General features: G+C 45.7%; 13 protein-coding genes and 1 pseudogene. 9 read left to right on the top strand and 5 right to left on the bottom strand.

The window, feature by feature from the left end:
* Positions 1-111: 111 nt before the first annotated feature.
* On the bottom strand, positions 112-1,305 hold the full coding sequence (locus KFF44_RS08325; RefSeq protein WP_255933292.1) for an N-acetylmuramoyl-L-alanine amidase: 1,194 nt from the start codon (positions 1,303-1,305) through the stop codon (positions 112-114).
* A gap of 543 nt (positions 1,306-1,848) precedes the next feature.
* Here KFF44_RS08325 and KFF44_RS08320 point away from each other — a divergent pair.
* The 3 genes from KFF44_RS08320 (at position 1,849) to KFF44_RS08310 (ending at position 7,215) form a co-directional block, all read left to right on the top strand.
* Positions 1,849-4,860, top strand: coding sequence for an Rne/Rng family ribonuclease (locus KFF44_RS08320; protein ID WP_255933291.1), 3,012 nt, complete (start codon positions 1,849-1,851; stop codon positions 4,858-4,860).
* A gap of 167 nt (positions 4,861-5,027) precedes the next feature.
* Positions 5,028-6,386, top strand: a complete 1,359-nt coding sequence (locus KFF44_RS08315) for a M48 family metalloprotease (RefSeq protein ID WP_255933290.1) — start codon at positions 5,028-5,030, stop codon at positions 6,384-6,386.
* Positions 6,387-6,441: 55 nt separating this feature from the next.
* Positions 6,442-7,215, top strand: coding sequence for a DsbA family protein (locus KFF44_RS08310; RefSeq protein WP_255933289.1), 774 nt, complete (start codon positions 6,442-6,444; stop codon positions 7,213-7,215).
* Between the two features lie 85 nt (positions 7,216-7,300).
* Here KFF44_RS08310 and thiS read toward each other — a convergent pair.
* Positions 7,301-8,311 (bottom strand): annotated as a pseudogene (thiS, locus tag KFF44_RS08305) (sulfur carrier protein ThiS).
* Between the two features lie 117 nt (positions 8,312-8,428).
* Here thiS and aroQ point away from each other — a divergent pair.
* The 4 genes from aroQ to aat are packed head-to-tail and all read left to right on the top strand — an operon-like array spanning position 8,429 to position 11,442.
* Positions 8,429-8,887 carry a type II 3-dehydroquinate dehydratase gene (aroQ, locus tag KFF44_RS08295; protein ID WP_255933285.1) on the top strand — a complete coding sequence of 153 codons (459 nt, stop codon included), beginning with the start codon at positions 8,429-8,431 and terminating at the stop codon, positions 8,885-8,887.
* A 17-nt stretch (positions 8,888-8,904) separates the two neighbouring features.
* Complete coding sequence (gene accB / locus KFF44_RS08290) at positions 8,905-9,390, top strand: acetyl-CoA carboxylase biotin carboxyl carrier protein (protein WP_255933283.1); 486 nt, start codon at positions 8,905-8,907, stop codon at positions 9,388-9,390.
* Positions 9,391-9,399: 9 nt separating this feature from the next.
* Entirely contained in the window at positions 9,400-10,743 is a 1,344-nt protein-coding gene (accC, locus tag KFF44_RS08285) for an acetyl-CoA carboxylase biotin carboxylase subunit (RefSeq protein ID WP_255933282.1), read from the top strand.
* 39 nt (positions 10,744-10,782) lie between these two features.
* Positions 10,783-11,442: a leucyl/phenylalanyl-tRNA--protein transferase gene (gene aat / locus KFF44_RS08280; RefSeq protein ID WP_255933281.1), complete on the top strand. Its 660-nt coding sequence runs from the start codon at positions 10,783-10,785 to the stop codon at positions 11,440-11,442.
* On the opposite strand, the gene KFF44_RS08275 is transcribed toward aat, so the two are convergent.
* The 3 genes from KFF44_RS08275 to KFF44_RS08265 form a co-directional block, all read right to left on the bottom strand.
* On the bottom strand, positions 11,397-11,825 hold the full coding sequence (locus KFF44_RS08275; protein ID WP_255933280.1) for a DUF2155 domain-containing protein: 429 nt from the start codon (positions 11,823-11,825) through the stop codon (positions 11,397-11,399). The two genes, aat and KFF44_RS08275, sit on opposite strands and share 46 nt — an antisense overlap.
* A complete protein-coding gene (mlaD, locus tag KFF44_RS08270) occupies positions 11,818-12,267 on the bottom strand; it encodes an outer membrane lipid asymmetry maintenance protein MlaD (RefSeq protein WP_255933278.1) in 450 nt (149 codons plus the stop codon). The genes KFF44_RS08275 and mlaD overlap by 8 nt, the downstream gene beginning before the upstream one ends.
* A gap of 64 nt (positions 12,268-12,331) precedes the next feature.
* Positions 12,332-12,715, bottom strand: coding sequence for an NADH:ubiquinone oxidoreductase subunit NDUFA12 (locus KFF44_RS08265; RefSeq protein ID WP_370691155.1), 384 nt, complete (start codon positions 12,713-12,715; stop codon positions 12,332-12,334).
* A 459-nt stretch (positions 12,716-13,174) separates the two neighbouring features.
* Here KFF44_RS08265 and KFF44_RS08260 point away from each other — a divergent pair, with 459 nt between their 5' ends.
* Positions 13,175-16,855 (top strand): vitamin B12-dependent ribonucleotide reductase, encoded by a 3,681-nt coding sequence (locus KFF44_RS08260; RefSeq protein WP_255933276.1) that lies wholly within the window; start codon positions 13,175-13,177, stop codon positions 16,853-16,855.
* A 227-nt stretch (positions 16,856-17,082) separates the two neighbouring features.
* On the top strand, positions 17,083-18,843 hold the full coding sequence (locus KFF44_RS08255) for a bifunctional diguanylate cyclase/phosphodiesterase (protein WP_255933274.1): 1,761 nt from the start codon (positions 17,083-17,085) through the stop codon (positions 18,841-18,843).
* Positions 18,844-18,932: the final 89 nt, after the last annotated feature.

Here is an 18,932-nt window from a genome sequence, read left to right as displayed (position 1 = left end):
GCTACGCTATAATCTTGGCAGTGCCTGAGTTCCTAATTTTTCTTCCTGTTGATTAGCCTGCAAATACGGCAACGACGTGACAAATACAGAGAATAAATACTTATATTCTAGTTAGCGGCCAAGGGCAGCTTGCTCAGTAAAATATTTGTCTAAGCCTCTGCGGAGCGCCAAGGCTATGCGGCGCTGACCATCACGACTATTGAGAAGCCGCGCATCCTCCCTATTGGTCAGATAGCCAGTTTCAAGCAAAATTGAAGGAACATCTGGTGACTTCAGAACCAAGAGGTTCGCATATCTGTGCCCACGCTTGAGCATTTTTACCTGTGCCCGCATTTCTGGCAACAGTGTCTCAGCGAACTGGGCAGACAAATTCATCGTCTCCCGCTGCGCAAGGTCAATAAGAATATTTGATACATCATCATTAGCGGTCGCCAAATCCAACCCCGCTATAATATCTGATCTGTTTTCTTTCGCGGCTAAACGAGCGGCTTCACGGTCAGAGGCCTTTTCGCTAAGGGTGTATATGGTTCCTCCCCGAACTTTTGGGTTAGCTATCGCATCTGCATGAATACTTACAAACAAGTCTGCATTCATGCGTTTTGCAATATCATAGCGCTGTCGGTGGGGAATATAAACATTCGTGGAACGGGTTAGGTGAACATCATATCGCCCAGTTGCTTCCAAAACCTCTTTGATCATTTTGGCAATTTTCAGAACAATAACATTTTCGTTCACACCCAAAACGCCAAGTGTGCCAGGGTCAACACCGCCGTGCCCCGGATCGATAACAATTAATCTTTTTCCATTTGTTCTTGGAATAGTCGCTACTGACGGTGATTGTTTAACCGCCTTTGCGATCAATTTTCGCCGTTTTTCCTTACTATCTTCAACAGCCCTCAGGAAATTACTTTCTGAACTTGTTTGAAGGTCAAGGACTAATCGGTGACTGTAGCCACTTCGCGGCGGAATATAGAATGACTTCTTTACAGTTGCGGGGCCATTAAGGTCCAATACAATTCTATATGTACCTGTATTAAAGAGCCCATGGCGATAGCCGTCAACTATACCCGGTGTATTCACATTGTCAGAAGCCCGCCAATCATTGGCCGGAAGGTCGATAACAACACGATTAGGATTTGCTAGCAGGAATATTCCAGGTTCAACTTTAACAGTCATGTCCAGAACAACACGAGTTGTGTCGCCGTTTTGACCAAAACGAATACCCGTTACATCCCCGTAAGCCAAATAGCTGAGGATGTGTGTAAGGCAAACAAAGACTGCAATTTGCCTAAAGTATCTATGCACTTTTACTTATCCTAACTTTACTATCCTGCATATAGTTCGCTTTTATGTGTCAAAAATATGGACAAACATTATCGCTTTTTTCATTAACATAATGATTATTGCATTAAAGTTAAAATAAAAAGCACGAATAGCGTTTATTTCCATTGTAATAGACAGAATATATGCTTATCTTTCAATTGCGAGTTTATCGGTTTGGCAATTATTTGCCGGACCCGGCTTTGAAGAAACCAATCGCTGCCAGCTATATTTATGCTGAATGCTGGCGGGATGGATACCAAAGCCCAACAAAGGACAAGAAACGGCAATGGCCCCAAGGCTTTGCGCACCTGTTTATCATATTGCAATGATGCTGCATTCATATTTGTTGCATCAAAACCTTTTTACGGCCTACTCGCATCAAAGACTTGTCCAAACCGTTCCAAATTCTGAACGGCACTATCACACTGTATCTCGATACATATTATTTACCACGCCCGGAAAAACAGACGCCCCTCATAGAATTCAGAGGTTGCAGGCGCGTTTTTCTGTTTGGAGAGACACTTTATGTCAACACGTATGCTTATTGATGCCCGGCACTCTGAGGAGACCCGGGTTACTATTGTTAAAGGTAACCGCGTAGAGGATTTTGATTACGAATCATCAACAAGAAGACAACTGAAAGGAAATATTTATCTAGCGCGCGTGACGCGAATAGAGCCTTCGCTTCAAGCTGCCTTTGTTGAATACGGTGGTAACCGCCATGGGTTTCTTGCTTTTAGTGAAATCCACCCAGACTATTATCAAATTCCAGCAGAAGACCGCGCAGAATTAGTTGCGGCTGAACTTGCAGCTATTCAGCAGCAGCAAGCCGAAGAGGACGCTGCATTTGAGAAAGCACGTTCAAAAGAAACTTCGTCTACTGAAGAGAGCGAAGAAGATACTGAAGATAACGCAGAAAATAATACTGTCGCAGAAGCTGCCTCAACTGAGGTCATAACTGAAGAAGTTGATGGTTCTGATAACGGAGACAGCGCTTTAGATACAGTAGACGATAACACTTCAGTTGAAGATGAAGATTCTTCTGACGACGAAGAAACGTCTAGCGGTGACGAAGATGAAACTGAAGATAACTCGGACGATATCGACGACGAAGCTGAAGAAGTTGAAACACAAGAAACCGACGATGCCGAACGTGATCAGGAAATCGCAGAAGCCCGCGCCCGTCGTTATGCCCTGAAGGCGATGAAGCGCAAATATAGTATCCAGGAAGTTATCAAAAAACGTCAGGTACTCTTGATACAGGTTGCCAAGGAAGAACGCGGAAACAAAGGCGCTGCGCTAACAACCTACCTATCGCTTGCGGGCCGGTACTGTGTACTGATGCCAAATTCAACACATTCAGGTGGTATCAGCAGAAAAATTTCAAATTCATCAGATCGTAGAAAACTCAAAAGCATTATCAATAGCCTGAATGTTGATGATGATATGGGGCTGATCATCAGAACAGCGGGCTTGAAACGCACCAAAAGTGAAATCAAGCGTGATTACGAATATCTATTGCGTCTTTGGAATGAAATCCGCGACCTCACACTACAGTCAATCGCACCAACGCTGGTTTACGAAGAAGCCAACCTGATCAAGCGGACCATCCGTGATCAATATACGCGTGATATTGACGAAGTATTAGTTGAAGGGGAGCGGGGTTACCGCGCAGCAAAAGACTTTATGAAGCTTCTTATGCCAAGCCACTCCAAAAAGGTTCAGCATTATAAAGATCATATCCCCCTCTTCCATCGCTATCAGGTCGAGAGCCACCTTGAGGCAATGTATCAGCCGATCGTTCAGCTTAAGTCGGGTGGGTATATTGTCATCAACCCAACCGAGGCGCTGATATCGATTGATGTGAATTCTGGCCGTTCGACCAAAGAACATAATATCGAAGAAACCGCGATTAAAACCAACCTAGAAGCGGCGGAAGAAGTTGCACGTCAGCTTAAACTTCGCGATATGGCTGGCCTTGTTGTGATCGACTTCATCGATATGGAAGAGCGCAGCAACAACCGCGCCGTTGAACGCCGGATGAAGGAAGTTCTAAAATCGGATCGCGCCCGTATTCAAGTTGGTCGTATTTCGAGCTTTGGCCTAATGGAAATGTCACGCCAGCGCCTTCGCCCTAACCTACTCGAAGCCAGCATGGAAACATGCCCGTCATGCGAAGGAACCGGGGTTGTTCGTTCGATCGAGTCTGCGGCACTTACCGTGCTTCGTAACCTTGAGGAAGAAGGTATCCGTGCCAGAAGTTCAGTGGTTCGGGTAACGGTATGCCCAGATGTTGCCGTTTACCTATTGAACAAGAAACGCAAAATTATCGCAGACCTAGAGAAACGTTATAATTTTTATGTAGAGGTTCTGGCAAAATCTGATTTTGGTCCATCAAACCTAGAAATTACACGTGAAGCCGCAACCGCAGAGCAACAATCTGCCGCCAATGCCGCTAAGGAAACAGTTGTATCTATCGGAAGTATCGACGCCGACGAAACCGATGGTAGTAGCGATGGAGCACAATCTAAGTCAGGTGACAATGATAGCGATAAGCCGCAGCGTAAGCGCCGCCGTCGTCGCAGGAAAAGAAGAGGCGACGATAATCGCACAGATAATCAGCAAGCCTCTGACGTAGCTTCAAATGACGAAGAGCCAGAGACTACAGAAGCTGATAGTTCTGAAGAGAATAACGATGAGAACAAGCGGGAGCGCTCACGCAGGCGTCGCGGACGTCGTGGCGGCAGAAACCGCAATCGTCAGGATCGTGATCAACAGCAAAATGAAACCTCGGGCGAGAATGAAACTGATAGCTCAAACTCTGCTGACGCTAGCGACGCTGCCGAAACTTCAGGTACGAACCTGCCATCAGAAAACGAGCAAGTTACGCAGGAAGCCCCAAGCGAAGAAACTGATGGTAGCCAGCCTAAACCTCGCCGCAGAAGAGTCCGTAAGCCAAAAGCTGAAAAAACTGCTGAGGTTTCAGACAATGAGAAACCTACTGAAAACGCTGACTCTTCGGAAGAAACCCCTTCAGAGGAAAAACCCAGACGCCGACGTCGCCGTGTTAAAAAGTCTGACGATAGCAACGATGCACAATTGACAGAATCAGAAGCCAAATCTGACTCGCCAGAAGAGGCATCAACATCAGAAGAAAAGCCTAAGCGCAAACCGCGTACACGCCGTAAGAAAACTGATGATAATGAGGGTAATAAGGAAAATACCGTTTCAGAAAACGCTGGCACAGATACGGAAGCAAAAACCGAAGAAGCCCCTAAACCTCGCAGGCGCAGAAGTACAAAGAAGGCAAAACCTGAAGCAGATAGTGCTGATAGCGCATCGCGGAAGGAAATTGCTTCTGCAAAAACTGAGGGTGCAGAAAAGTCTACATCAAAATCTTCGGGTTCTGAACCTGTAAAAACTGAAACAGAACCCAAAGCAGCGTCAGCACCCAAGCCAGAAGCTAAATCGGTTGACGATGTACCGAGCGAAGACAAGCCAAAACGAAAAGGCTGGTGGCAACGAACGTTTGGCTAGGCCAACATCCTTACTCAATCAAAAGGCGCTATTTTTAGCGCCTTTTTTCTACTCCATATCTATGCCATGATTTGTTCATATACTGATCACACGCTTGTCAAGGGATGCACATTGACCTTAAGGAATGAAGCGAATAGTTTATACACTTAAAACTATGGAGAGGCCTGTTGAAATATACGCCGCGTAAATTTTTATACAGTATTTTGGCTATACTAGTATTCGTACTACCAAGCCACGCACAAAGCCTTCTCCGTGACGCAGAAACAGAAGCCTTTTTCAGGGATGTGTCCGACCCAATATTTGAAGCCGCTGGCTTAACCCCTGCATCAGTGAATATGTATCTGCTCGGCGACCAGTCTTTGAATGCCTTTGTAACGGGCGGGCAAAATATTTTCATCCATTCAGGCCTTATGCTTGCCTCTGATGATGTAAACCAACTTATCGGCGTAATAGCACATGAGACAGGCCATATCGCGGGAGGTCACTTGGTACGCAATAGTGACTATGCCACAGCGTCTACCGCAACGGCACTTACATCACTTGTCTTGGGTGCTGCCGCAATTCTTGCGGGTAGCCCGGATGCAGGCATTGGTATCATCTCTGCCGGTCAATCGGTAGCACAGCGACAGTATCTCGCTTATAATCGTGTCCAAGAAAGCTCGGCTGATATTGCTGGCATTCAATATCTTGAAGCCGCTGGTGTATCAGGTCGTGGGTTAATACAGTTTTTCGACAAGTTGCGTGATCAAGAGATATTGGCGCAAATTCGTCAAGACCCATATGTGCGAAGCCACCCACTGAACCGTCAACGTATTCTATCCTTGCAGGAAGGCGTTTCTAAAAGCCCCTATTTCCGTGCACCGCCAAATAAAAAACATAACGAACAGTTCAACCGGATCAAAGCTAAGCTGGCCGGTTACCTTTATGGCCCACAGCGCACCCTTAGATTATATCCTTTATCAGATCAGTCCCAGTCTGCTCGGTATGCCCGTGTTTATGCTTACCACAAAGCTCTTGAATGGGATTTAGCGATGCGGGAAGTAGATTCTTTGCTGCGCGAGGAGCCTGAAAACCCTTATTATTATGAAATAAAAGGTCAAATTCTTTTCGAGCAAGGCAAGGTTAAGGAAGCGGTCCCTGTTTTTGAGCGGGCTGCCCACTATTCCAATAACCAACCCTTGATTATGACTGCACTGGGTCAGGCGCTTGTGTCATTGGAAGACAATGCTTTGATGGAGCGCGCTATTCCAATTCTTGAAGATGCAACAAGAAAAGACCGCGGTAATGCGTTTGCCTGGTTTAATTTAGCGAAAGCCTATAGCTGGCTAGAGAAAACACCAGAGGCAAGCCTTGCAACAGCCGAGCGCTTCTATGCAGTTGGCGGTGCCGGACAAGCAGCTTATCACGCCAGTCAAGCCGTGAAAGGCCTTAAGCAAGGGACGCCAGAATGGCTAAGAGCACAGGATATACTGGTATTTGCCGAACAGGCAATCGAGCGACAAAAGGGCCGTCGCCGCAGGCGCTAACTACATTTCTCACAAACAATTACATAGCTAATTAATAATAAAAGAGTACTCACTTATGAAAAAGTTTCTATTGTCTGGAATAACAGCGTCCTTGCTTATTATCGCTACGTCGCTACAGACAGCCTTCGCTCAGAACGTTTCTGATGACGAGCGTCAAAAAATTGAGTCTGTTATTCAGGAGTATCTTGCAAACAATCCTGAAATCGTCATTCAGGCCATTCAACAATTCCAGCGTCAACGCCAAACAGCAAATATGTTGTCACAGGTAAATCTTTACCGTGGATATCTGGAAAATGACCCGGAAGCCACTGTGCTTGGCAATCCGAACGGTGATGTTACTATTGTTGAATTTTTTGATTATCGTTGCGGCTTTTGTCGCCGTCATTTTGCCTCTGCAATCCTTCCACTTTTGGAAGAAGACAAAAATATTCGGTTTGTACCACAACAATTCCCGGTTCTGGACCGCCCTGATGCAGCACCAGTTTCCAGGATTGCTGCACGCGCGGCGCTTGCGTCTCAAAAGCAAGGAAAGTTTGGTGAATTTCACAAGGCTCTCATGACGTCAGCTGGCTCATTAACTGAAGACGGTGTTTATCAGATTGCACAATCAGTTGGCCTTGATGTTCTCCGCCTAAAGTCTGATATGCAAAGCAAACTCATCGACAAACGGATCGAGAATGTTTTGGCGATTGGCCGCGACATCGGCTTTGAAGGAACTCCTGGCTATATTATCGGTGATAGCGTTCTTTTGGGAGCAGAAGGTATCGGCAGCATGAAGGCTGCGATTGCCAGGGCACGTTCAAAAGCAAAGCAAGCCTCTGGTAGGTAAAATAGAATAGCTAAATTAAAAGGGCCGAACGGCCCTTTTTTTTATGCGAAGCATTGCGCGTAACCTTGTACCTAAAAACCGGTTTTTAAATCAATCCAGCTAAAGGCGAACTTGGGTCCGCATATAATCGCTTGGGCATACGGCCAGCGAGATAGGCCAAACGACCACTTTCTACTGCCAGTTTCATCGCACGTGCCATTAAAATTGGGTCTTTGGCCTCTGCAATTGCCGTATTCATCAACACACCGTCGCAGCCAAGCTCCATAGCAACGGAGGCTTCAGAAGCCGTTCCAACACCTGCATCTACCAACACAGGTACTTTTGCTTCTTCGATAATAAGCCTAATTTGAACCGGATTTTGCACTCCTAAGCCAGAGCCGATCGGAGCACCGAGTGGCATAATAGCGACGCAGCCCATTTCCTCTAGCCGCTTCGCTGCTATCGGGTCATCGTTAGTATAAACCATAACTTTGAAGCCATCCTTGATAAGAGCCTCAGCGGCCTCAAATGTTGCAGGCATATCAGGATACAGTGTTTTCTGGTTTCCAAGCACTTCAAGTTTCACAAGGTCCCAACCACCAGCTTCACGCGCCAAACGCAAGGTCCGAACGGCGTCATCAGCCGTAAAACAACCCGCGGTATTCGGCAGATACGTGATTTTTTTCGGGTCCAAATAATCGACAAGCATCGGCTCGTTAGGATTACTAACATTAACGCGACGGACAGCAACCGTAACAATTTCAGCGCCAGACGCTTCAACCGCAGCAGCAGTTTGTTCAAAATCCTTATATTTTCCAGTCCCAACAATCAATCTAGATGAATATTCGGTTCCAGCTATATTCCAAGTATCACTCATATCACTCTTCTTATATTTATGTTTTTATCGACCTAAAAGGCCCCCACCAATGAAATGGACAATCTCTAACTGATCACCTTCTTCGATCATAACGTCATGATAGGTAGATTTGGGGACAATCTCTCTATTGCGTTCAACTGCAACCTTCGTTGGATTTATTTCCATACTTTCCAGGAGTTCAGCCAGATTTTGCCCAGCCTTTGTGCGTTTTTCATCACCATTAATAATCAATGTGATCATATCAAATTTCTTATGACATCAAATAATTAAACTAATTTGCCGTTACGGCTTTGCATACTATGCATATGGCATTATATAGGATGCATCAAGCGATCTATAAACTTTTGGATTTGGAAAATGAGCGATAACAAGAATAATCTTATTTATATCCTTAATGGACCAAATCTAAACCTCCTTGGAACCAGAGAAGTCGATATATACGGTGAAACCACACTCGCTGATTTGCAGGAAATTTCCTCTGCAAAAGCTTCCGAGTGCGGCTATGCCTGCGATTTTCGGCAAACCAACACCGAAGGTGAACTGGTGGACTGGATTCAGGAAGGTGGTCGCAGTGCCGCTGGCATCATTATAAATGCCGCAGCCTATACACATACATCTGTTGCCATACACGATGCTATTGCAGCTATTGATGTACCTGTGATTGAGGTACATCTATCAAACATTTTTGCCCGCGAAGATTATCGTCACCATTCATTTGTGTCCGATGTCAGCGCAGGCGTCATTTGTGGCTTCGGTGCAAATGGCTACAAACTCGCAGTTACGGCTCTTGCCGATCTTCTGCAACAAGGTTCATGATCAAGGGATAATACCAAATGTCAAAACTAAACGATTATAAAGAACTTATCAGAGAACTTGCTGAGCTTCTTGATAAATCAACCCTTTCAGAAATTGAAGTTGAGGAAGATGATTTCCGTATTCGCGTTGGCCGTGATGTGCCAAGCACGTTAAGTTATAGCGCGCCTCCTCAGGCACCTGTTGCTCCTGTTGCAGCGGCGCCAGTTGCTGCTGCTCCTGCGACTCCTGTTGCAGCGGCTCCAGCAGCCGCAAGCAATGCCGCCGATCACCCAGGCGCTGTTACAGCGCCGATGGTAGGAACAGCCTATGCATCACCTTCTCCGGACGCAGCAGCATTTGTCAAAGTTGGTGATAAAGTTAAAGAAGGCGACACTCTTTTAATCATCGAAGCGATGAAGGTTATGAACCAAATTCCTTCGACCAAATCAGGCACAGTGAAAGAGATTTTATTCTCTGATTCACAGCCTGTGGAATACGGCGAAGTCCTCTGCATTATCGAATAAGGATAAACCATGTTTAAAAAGGTTCTTATTGCAAACAGAGGTGAAATTGCCCTTCGGATTCATCGTGCATGCCACGAGATGGGTATCAAAACTGTTGCTATTCACTCCACTGCAGATGCGGATGCGATGCATGTTCGCCTGGCGGACGAAAGCGTATGTATCGGCCCGCCGTCATCAACTGATAGTTATTTGAATATTCCTGCGATTATTTCTGCGGCTGAAATAACCGGTGCTGACGCTGTTCACCCCGGGTATGGGTTCTTGTCGGAAAACGCACGCTTTGCAGAAATTGTTGAAGAACATGGCATAGCTTTCATTGGTCCAAGCCCAGAACATATCAGGATGATGGGTGACAAGATCACTGCGAAAGAAACGGTTAAAAAACTAGGTATTCCTGTGGTGCCTGGTTCAGATGGTGGCATCACCGAAGATGAAGAAGCTTATAAAGTTTGTTCAGAAATTGGGTACCCGGTTATTGTAAAAGCTGCCTCTGGTGGTGGTGGTCGTGGTATGAAGGTCGTGAATACCGAAGAAGAATTATCCGGCGCACTTACAGCCTGCCGAACCGAGGCCAAAGCAGCTTTCGGTGACGACGCAGTCTACATCGAAAAGTATCTTGGTAAACCACGCCATATCGAATTCCAGATCATTGGTGATAAATACGGCAATTGTATTCACCTTGGTGAACGGGATTGTTCGCTACAACGGCGTCACCAAAAGGTATTAGAGGAAGCTCCCTCGCCTGCGATTGACGAACAAACCCGCATGCGTATGGGCGGAATTGTATCCAAGGCTATGGGTGATTTTGGCTATCTGGGCGCAGGTACGATCGAATTTCTATATGAAGACGGTGAGTTTTATTTCATCGAAATGAATACCCGTCTGCAGGTTGAGCACCCTGTAACTGAGATGATTACTGGTATCGACCTCGTGCGTGAGCAAATTCGCGTAGCTTCCGGCAAGAAGCTTTACTACACGCAGGATATGGTTCGTTTCTTCGGTCACGCGATTGAATGTCGTATCAATGCAGAACATCCTGAAACCTTTATGCCAAGCCCAGGAACAGTGACACAGTATCACACACCAGGTGGGCTGAATGTACGCTGCGATAGTGCGGTTTATGCAGGGTATAAGATCCCGCCCTATTATGACAGTATGATCGCAAAATTGATCGTTTCAGGGTTCAGCCGTAGTGGCTGTATGCTGCGCTTGCGTCGCTCGCTTGAGGAATATGTTATTGACGGTGTAACAACCACTATTCCTTTGCATCTTCGTTTGATGGAAAACGAGGATTTCCAAAACGGCGATTATGATATTCACTGGTTGGAAGCGTTCCTAGCTGGCGACAAATAAACCTATGTTTCACGATATATTTCAGGGGTAAAACCGACCATGCGGGATGTTGTTACCCCTGAAATTTTACTAAGGGCCTATGCATACGGTATCTTTCCGATGTCGGAAGACAAGGATGATGATACCCTTTTTTGGGTCGACCCTGACGAACGCGGTATTATTCCCCTAAGTAGCTTTCGCATTTCAAAATCGCTCAAAAAAATCATAAGGCAAAATAAGTTCACCGTAACGGTTGATACTGCCTTTCAAGAAGTGATGAAAGGATGTGCGAACCCAGCCAAAGACCGAGAAATCACGTGGATCAGTGGCCGTATTGAAGATTTATATTATGACCTCTTCAAGCAAGGTAACGCTCACTCAGTTGAATGTTGGCTGGATGATAAGCTTGTTGGTGGCCTGTACGGCGTTTGCATGAACGGCGCATTCTTCGGTGAAAGTATGTTTCACACAGTCACCGATGCCAGCAAGGTGGCCTTAGCGCATTTGGTAGCCAGAATGATCGATAAGGGCTTCAGCCTTTTAGATACTCAATTTGTTACCGATCACCTTAAACAATTTGGTGCGATTGAAATATCAAGAGACGACTATCATTCAAAGTTAAATCACGCTTTAAAACAGAATGATGTTATTTTTGACGCAGACAATCCAGCGACTTATTCAGGTGAATTGGTTTTACAGTTGATTACCCAAACATCATAAATTGGATGCTCTAGCGCATTTAGCGCAGGACTGGATGCAACCATCCAGCCTTCAAATGATTTTTCCCGGCTATTATCCCGTTTCACATCATCAATGATTAAATACGCGAAGGTTTCTGGCGGTTCAATTGGCGAACGTGTTCGACAGTATTTTACAGAGATCGCAAGCGTGCCAAAACGTTCTTCCTGTCCAATCGGAATTTCAAGCTCTGTAATCCGCGCTGTGATTTTATCTAGCGCTCTTAAAACCACATGTGTTTGATTTATTGTATTCTCGCCGAGTATATCATCAGGCACAGCATCGACCTTTTGCGCCTCAACTGGGTGCAAGGATAATATCATCGATAAAAATAGTGCTGAGAAGATATAGTGCCGCTTATTCACTATCGCTGCCGCCAGAGGTAAACTTACCAATTAACCCAACAAGGTCTACCGCGTCTTGCGTTTCCTCAATCTCATCACCTTCTACGAGGTACTCTTCTTCCCCGCCAGGTAATAGCGATAGATAACTTCCGCCGAGCAAACTTGCGCTTGAGATCGCGGCAGCAGTATCCAGAGGAAGCTCTACACCCGGTGCAACGGAAAATTGAACAACGGCCTGATATGTAACAGGGTCCAGTCGCTGATCGATAACAGTTCCGACTTTAATGCCTGACATACGAACATCACTACCGACATTCAGACCGTCAATGCGGTCAAATTTTGCGACCAGTGAGTAACCACCTGATGACATTGCGTCTGTGCGTTCGTATGCAAAAACTAGGAACCAGCCCGCTACAATAAGGACAAGAGCTCCAATCAATGATTCAACTAGGTTACTGGACATAACGGTCTTTCAATTATGGCTTCACTATAAACTGTTACCGATAATGCAAAATTATACGGCAGAACTATGGCGTCCACGGCTCATAATCAGATGAGCTGGCAGCGCGTTTACCGCCCATGCTCAAGCTACCAGAAGGAAGGTAAGCAGCATCAGATCCGGTCATATTCGGGATATGATCTTTTTCCCAGTCTTTGATAACCTGATTGCTTTCACTTGGAAGTTCATCAACTGTGTAATGTAACCAACCATGCCATTCTGCAGGCACGCGTGACGCTTCGACAGGACCGTTTTTATAGATCACCCATCTGCGATGGCCGTCTTTTTGTTTATAGTAAATATTACCCTGACTGTCTTCGCCAACCTTAATACCTTTGCGGCTTGTAAAAAGTTTGGTGCCGAACGTTGCGGAATTCCACCAAGTAAATATTGGTGACGAAAAGATTTTCATTATCAAATTCAACATACAGGTTAATCCGTGTCATGTATTCATATTTATCTGGCAGGAGACCTAGCATGATTACCTGAGAAGTAAAAGAAAATAAGCAATTTTTCAGCGAATTTTGCTCAGCAGAATATTATGTTTGGCCTCTCACATAAAAGTGATTCTATTCAATCTCATTTCCGAAATCGCCAGATTTCAACTCTTGTCGTTTTTTAAATTTTGAATGAAAAAAAATAGTTAAAATGACAAAAAAATGACGACTCATTGTTCGCCCACGATTCGTGATTAAATCTTGAGAAATTACATTAACTGTCAAATATACTTTGTTTAAAAATGAGCTTGCTGAACAAGATTTCGCCACATAGAGTTGTGCCGTTCGAAGCAACAATCACTAAATATAGTATTCGTGTACTGAGTATAAATGCTTCGATGCTTGAGGGAAATCGTCATACTTAGGGGCAACACATGAAAATAGATCGCCGTTTCACACAAGAAAGTAAATGTCCATACGAAGGAATGGAATGGCGGCATGCTACCAGCGAAATAAGAAATCCAGACGGCTCGATCGTTTTCCATATGGATAATGTGGAAGTTCCGAAAAGCTGGTCACAAGTAGCAACAGATGTAATCGCCCAAAAATACTTCCGCAAAGCAGGCGTCCCGCAGTCCCTTAAAACTGTAGAAGAAAATGATGTTCCTTCCTGGCTTTGGCGCAAGGAAGCAGATGAAGATGCGCTTTCGTCTGTTGATGAAGACAAACGTTTCAGCTCTGAAAAAAGCGCTAAACAGGTTTTTGATCGCCTGGCAGGTACATGGACATATTGGGGATGGCGTGGCGGCTATTTCGACGCAGAATCTGACGCACGTGCATTTTTTGATGAGCTTCGCTTCATGCTTGCGAACCAAATGTGTGCACCCAATTCGCCGCAATGGTTTAACACGGGTCTTCACTGGGCATATGGAATCGATGGCCCGGCTCAGGGGCACCACTATGTTGACTTCCAAACTGGCAAATTGGTAAAGTCAAAAAGTGCGTATGAGCACCCACAACCTCACGCTTGCTTCATTCAGTCCGTTGCTGATGACCTTGTTAATGAAGGCGGCATCATGGACCTTTGGACCCGTGAAGCGCGTCTTTTCAAATATGGCTCAGGAACCGGCTCCAACTTTTCAAATATCCGCGGTTCAGGTGAAGCGCTCTCGGGCGGCGGTGCATCTTCCGGTCTTATGAGTTTCCTCAAGATTGGTGACCGAGCTGCCGGTGCCATTAAATCAGGGGGGACAACACGCCGCGCCGCCAAAATGGTAGTGGTTGATATCGACCACCCTGATGTGGAAGAGTTTATCAACTGGAAAGTTGTTGAAGAACAAAAAGTGGCCTCACTGGTCTCAGGCTCTAAATTAAACGAAATCCATCTAAATCGGATCATGAAAGCGTGTCACGACGAGAAAGCATCGCTCGGCGAAGACGCATTCAACCCAAAGGCAAACAAGCCGCTGAAAAAAGAAATCATTGCTGCACGCAAAATGATGCTGTCTGAAAACTATATTCAGCGCGTCATTCAATTTGCGAAGCAAGGATATACTTCAATAGATTTCCAAACGTACAATACGGATTGGGACTCTGAAGCTTACCTAACCGTGTCAGGGCAAAACTCCAATAATTCCATCCGTGTAAGCGACGACTTTATGAAAGCGGTTGAAGAAGGTGGTGACTGGAATTTACGCGCTCGAAAGAATGGTGGTGTTACCAAAACACTGGATGCGAAAGAGTTCTGGCGCGATGTAGGTCATGCCGCATGGGCTTGTGCGGACCCAGGAATTCAATTCCACACAACGATCAATGATTGGCACACTTGTAAAGCGTCAGGTGACATCCGGGCATCTAACCCCTGCTCAGAATATATGTTCCTTGATGATACCGCTTGTAACCTTGCCTCTCTTAACCTGATGACCTTCCGTAACGAGGATGGCACATTCAAGGTTGATGATTTCAAGCATGGTGTCCGCCTCTGGACAATGGTTCTCGAAATCTCTGTTTTGATGGCGCAGTTCCCATCGAAAGAAATTGCAAAATTGTCATATGAGTATCGCACCCTTGGTCTTGGCTATGCCAACATTGGCGGCCTGTTGATGAGCCTTGGGCTTGGCTATGACAGTGAAGACGGCCGCGAGCTTTGCGGGGCGATCACAGCCCTTATGACAGGTGAAAGCTACGCAACGTCTGCTGAAATGGCGCGCGAGCTTGGTGCTTTCCCGGGTTACAAGAAAAACGCGAAGCACATGCTTCGTGTCATTAAAAATCACCGCCGAGCGGCATACGGTCAAAAAGACGGCTATGACGGCCTGAATACCAACCCTGTTCCACTGAATATCGAAGCTTGTCCTGATCAGCCTGTTGCTGTAGCCGCAGCCCTTGCCTGGGACCGCGCGCTTGGTCTCGGTGAAAAACACGGTTTCCGAAACGCTCAGGCAACTGTAATTGCGCCGACTGGCACAATCGGCCTCGTAATGGACTGTGATACAACAGGTATCGAACCCGATTTTGCACTCGTGAAATTCAAGAAACTTGCTGGTGGTGGATATTTTAAGATCATCAACCGGATTGTTCCACAGGCTCTTTCGGTGCTTGGATATAGCGGTGCGGAAATTCAAGATATCGAAGCATATGCAGTTGGTCATGGCACACTTAAATCAGCGCCAGTGATTAATCATGAAAGCCTGAAAGCAAAAGGCTTTACATCAAAAGAACTGGATGCCCTTGAGGAACAGCTGAAAAACGCATTTGATATTAAATTTGTATTCAATCAGTGGACACTGGGTACTGATTTCTGCAAGGAAACGCTCGGCTTCAATGATGATCAGCTGAATGATTTTAACTTTGATATGCTTGCAGCCCTTGGTTTCTCTAAAAAAGAAATCGACGAAGCAAATCTTTATTGCTCAGGTTCGATGACGTTGGAGCAAGCACCGCACCTGAAGGAAGAGCATTATCATGTCTTTGATTGCGCTAACCCATGCGGTAAAGTTGGCAAGCGTTACCTGAGCTGGGAAAGCCATATCCGTATGATGGCGGCTGCTCAACCGTTTATCTCTGGCGCAATCTCAAAAACCATTAACATGCCAAACGATGCTTCGGTTGATGATTGCATGGCAGCTTATGAGCTTAGCTGGTCATTAGCACTAAAGGCTAACGCCCTGTACCGTGATGGCTCAAAACTTAGCCAGCCTCTGAATGCTGCTCTACTGGATGATGAAGACCTGGAGGAGGCACTCGAGGACGCGACAACAACCGAAAAAACTGCTGTTATTGCGGAACGTATTGTAGAGAAAATCGTTGAGGTAGAGCGCGATGGCCCTGCCAAGCGCAAACGCCTTCCTGAGCGCCGGAAAGGCTATACACAGAAGGCGATGGTTGGCGGACACAAAGTTTATTTACGTACAGGTGAATATGACGATGGTTCTGTTGGCGAGATTTTCATTGATATGCACAAAGAAGGCGCTGCTTTCCGCTCGTTAATGAATAATTTTGCAATCGCAATCTCAATCGGCCTCCAGTACGGCGTTCCTTTGGAAGAGTTTGTTGATGCCTTCACCTTCACTCGCTTCGAGCCATTTGGCCGCGTTGAAGGTAACGACACAATTAAAATGTCAACTTCGCTTCTCGATTATATTTTCCGTGAACTTGCGATCTCCTATCTTGGCCGTGATGACCTCGCGCACGCTACACCATCAGATTTGATGCATGACAGCATGGGGCGTGGTGACCGCAAAGACGGCCTTCCTGAAATGGACGATAGCGTAAGCGAAGCCCTAGAGCGCGTTCAGAAAATGGCTTCATCCGGCTATGTAAGGGGCAGTAACCTTGTTGTGCTGAAATCAACAAGCGACCAGAAACCAAAGGAAAGTGACAAAGAGCTTGAAACCGTAGCTGTTGCTACAGGCACTGATGGCCCAACCACTTCTGTTTCCATGGGTTCCGCAATGGCCAATGGTGCAACCGAAGCAACGCCGGATGCACGCATTGCAGCACGCATGAAAGGCTATGAAGGAGATGCCTGCGGCGAATGCGGCAACTTCACCCTTGTACGTAATGGTACATGTATGAAGTGTGATACCTGCGGCTCAACGAGCGGATGTAGTTAATTTAAAGTTTCACTGCTTACCAACCCGTCCCGGTGAGCAGTTAACCTTCAGGGAAGGCTTTTGCCTTCCCTTTTTTTATGTCGGTTACCCTTTAAATCGGACGCTTATTGAAAATAACAAAATAAAATCGAATTTGTTTTACTAAAAATTTACTCCCAGATGTTCTTCTGCTAGCAACTGATAAAAACAAACATCAATCACTTTTCTGATTGGGCTGGAGTCTAGTGGTGGAAGCTACCGATGCAAAAGTTGCGCTGATTGATAAAGCGTTTGGTCAAAGTAACCTGACAGACGAAAATACGAACTTTATTGACACTTCAATAATTACGGAAAAATTACCCGTTGGTATTCTTGTATGTTCGCTTAATAACGCGAATGCCATCGAAGCCCACTATTTGAACAGCTTTGCAGCCGAAATTTTCGAACTCCCTGATAATAAAAAACAATTTCCACTCAGTATTCAAACCTTATGGCCGCACGAAGACAATTATGTCTTGTGCAATCAAATTCACGATACATTTGAAACTGGTAAACACGGCTCGTTCGAATGGCGAATTACATTAAAGGGTGCTACCCATTTCCTATCAAGTCAACTGATTCCTCTATCCGGAAAAAATGGCCGCATTCATCAGGTGATCTGTACGATTGAGGATCAAACTGCCGAAAAAATGGCAGAGAAAAACCTACTCCATCATGCCTTTCATGATTCGCTAACGGGTCAACCAAATCGTGTTCTCTTCAGAAACAAATTGGAAGACGCGGTGAATGAGTGCGAACGAAACGAAGCAATCGTTGGCTGTGCTGTCTTCATCATCAATATCGACCGCTTTCAGCAAGTTAATGAAAGCTTTGGCCACAGCGCTGGGGATCGGTTCCTGATCGCGATGGCCTCAACACTGCGTCGTTGCATAAGTGGCTCTGATATCTTGGCGCGACTATCAGGTGATGAATTTGCAATTCTCGTCCCCTCCTTCGAGAGCTTGGACGAAATAAAAGCAATCAGCGACACTATTCACGATGCGATCAAAGCGCCTTATGATTTAGATGGAAATGAAATCTACACCTCTGTTTCCATCGGCATAACAACTACGCTTTCGAGCGACGGTCACCCTGAAGACCTGATCCGCGACGCAGACTTTGCCATGCATCAGGCGAAGTCGGCAGGTAAAGCACGCTCTGAAATATATCATCGTGCGTCCCACCATAAGGCACGTTCACAGTTCCATTTGGAAACAGAATTAAGACGTGCGCTTGAGCGCAGGGACCTGGAATTATATTATCAACCGATTGTGGATTTTAAAACTGGCGATATTGTCGCTTTGGAGGCATTGACGCGCTGGAACCACAAAGATCGCGGCTTTGTATCCCCAGTTGAATTTATTGCACTCGCCGAGGAAACAAACCTCATTGTTGATCTTGGGCGTTGGGCACTGGATGAGGCTTGTTGTCAGATCAACAATTGGGCTGATGTGGCTGTACCGATAAATGTGAATGTTTCAGGTGTGCAGTTTGCCCGCGATGACGTCAAAACCGTTGTTGCCAACACATTGGACCATCATAAAATTAATGGTGATATGCTCCGAATTGAACTTACTGAATCAGCGATTATGGCCAATCCAACAGTGATATCTGAAAGTCTTCAGTTTATCAGGGATCGCGGCATCAAGATCGCCCTTGATGACTTTGGAACGGGATATTCTTCGCTGAATTACCTTCACCAGTTCCCACTTGATGTTATTAAGATCGATAGAAGCTTCATTAACAAACTCGAATGGGATAACGACCCTTATAAAATTCTACAGATGATTGGTATGCTTGCTCATAACCTTGGACTTGAAACAGTCGCTGAAGGACTAGAGGATCCAGAGCATCTTGCCATGCTTCGCGGAATGAATTTTGATTATGGTCAGGGTTACTATTATTCTCCGCCACTTCCTGCTGATGCAATAACACCAATGCTGACCGACAAGCCGTCCTGGAAAAAATAATCAAAACAACAGGGAAAAAGCAGCCCCAATGCTGCAAAACACTGAATATTCCTGTATATATCTTGAACCTGTTCCATTAATCCCCAACT

This window comes from Kordiimonas sp. SCSIO 12610 (assembly GCF_024398015.1).
Classification (GTDB): domain Bacteria; phylum Pseudomonadota; class Alphaproteobacteria; order Sphingomonadales; family Kordiimonadaceae; genus CANLMI01.
The sequence above is the reverse complement of the archived record's forward strand: the minus strand, read 5'-3'. Positions and strand labels throughout refer to the sequence as shown.

Excerpts from the sequence above, each read along its gene's own strand:
- KFF44_RS08320 (WP_255933291.1), top strand. The coding sequence starts at position 1,849 with ATGTCAACACGTATGCTTATTGATGCCCGGCACTCTGAGGAGACCCGG.
- KFF44_RS08310 (WP_255933289.1), top strand. The coding sequence starts at position 6,442 with ATGAAAAAGTTTCTATTGTCTGGAATAACAGCGTCCTTGCTTATTATC.
- aroQ (WP_255933285.1), top strand. The coding sequence starts at position 8,429 with ATGAGCGATAACAAGAATAATCTTATTTATATCCTTAATGGACCAAAT.
- accB (WP_255933283.1), top strand. The coding sequence starts at position 8,905 with ATGTCAAAACTAAACGATTATAAAGAACTTATCAGAGAACTTGCTGAG.
- accC (WP_255933282.1), top strand. The coding sequence starts at position 9,400 with ATGTTTAAAAAGGTTCTTATTGCAAACAGAGGTGAAATTGCCCTTCGG.
- aat (WP_255933281.1), top strand. The coding sequence starts at position 10,783 with ATGCGGGATGTTGTTACCCCTGAAATTTTACTAAGGGCCTATGCATAC.
- mlaD (WP_255933278.1), bottom strand. The coding sequence starts at position 12,267 with ATGTCCAGTAACCTAGTTGAATCATTGATTGGAGCTCTTGTCCTTATT.
- KFF44_RS08265 (WP_370691155.1), bottom strand. The coding sequence starts at position 12,715 with ATGAAAATCTTTTCGTCACCAATATTTACTTGGTGGAATTCCGCAACG.
- KFF44_RS08260 (WP_255933276.1), top strand. The coding sequence starts at position 13,175 with ATGAAAATAGATCGCCGTTTCACACAAGAAAGTAAATGTCCATACGAA.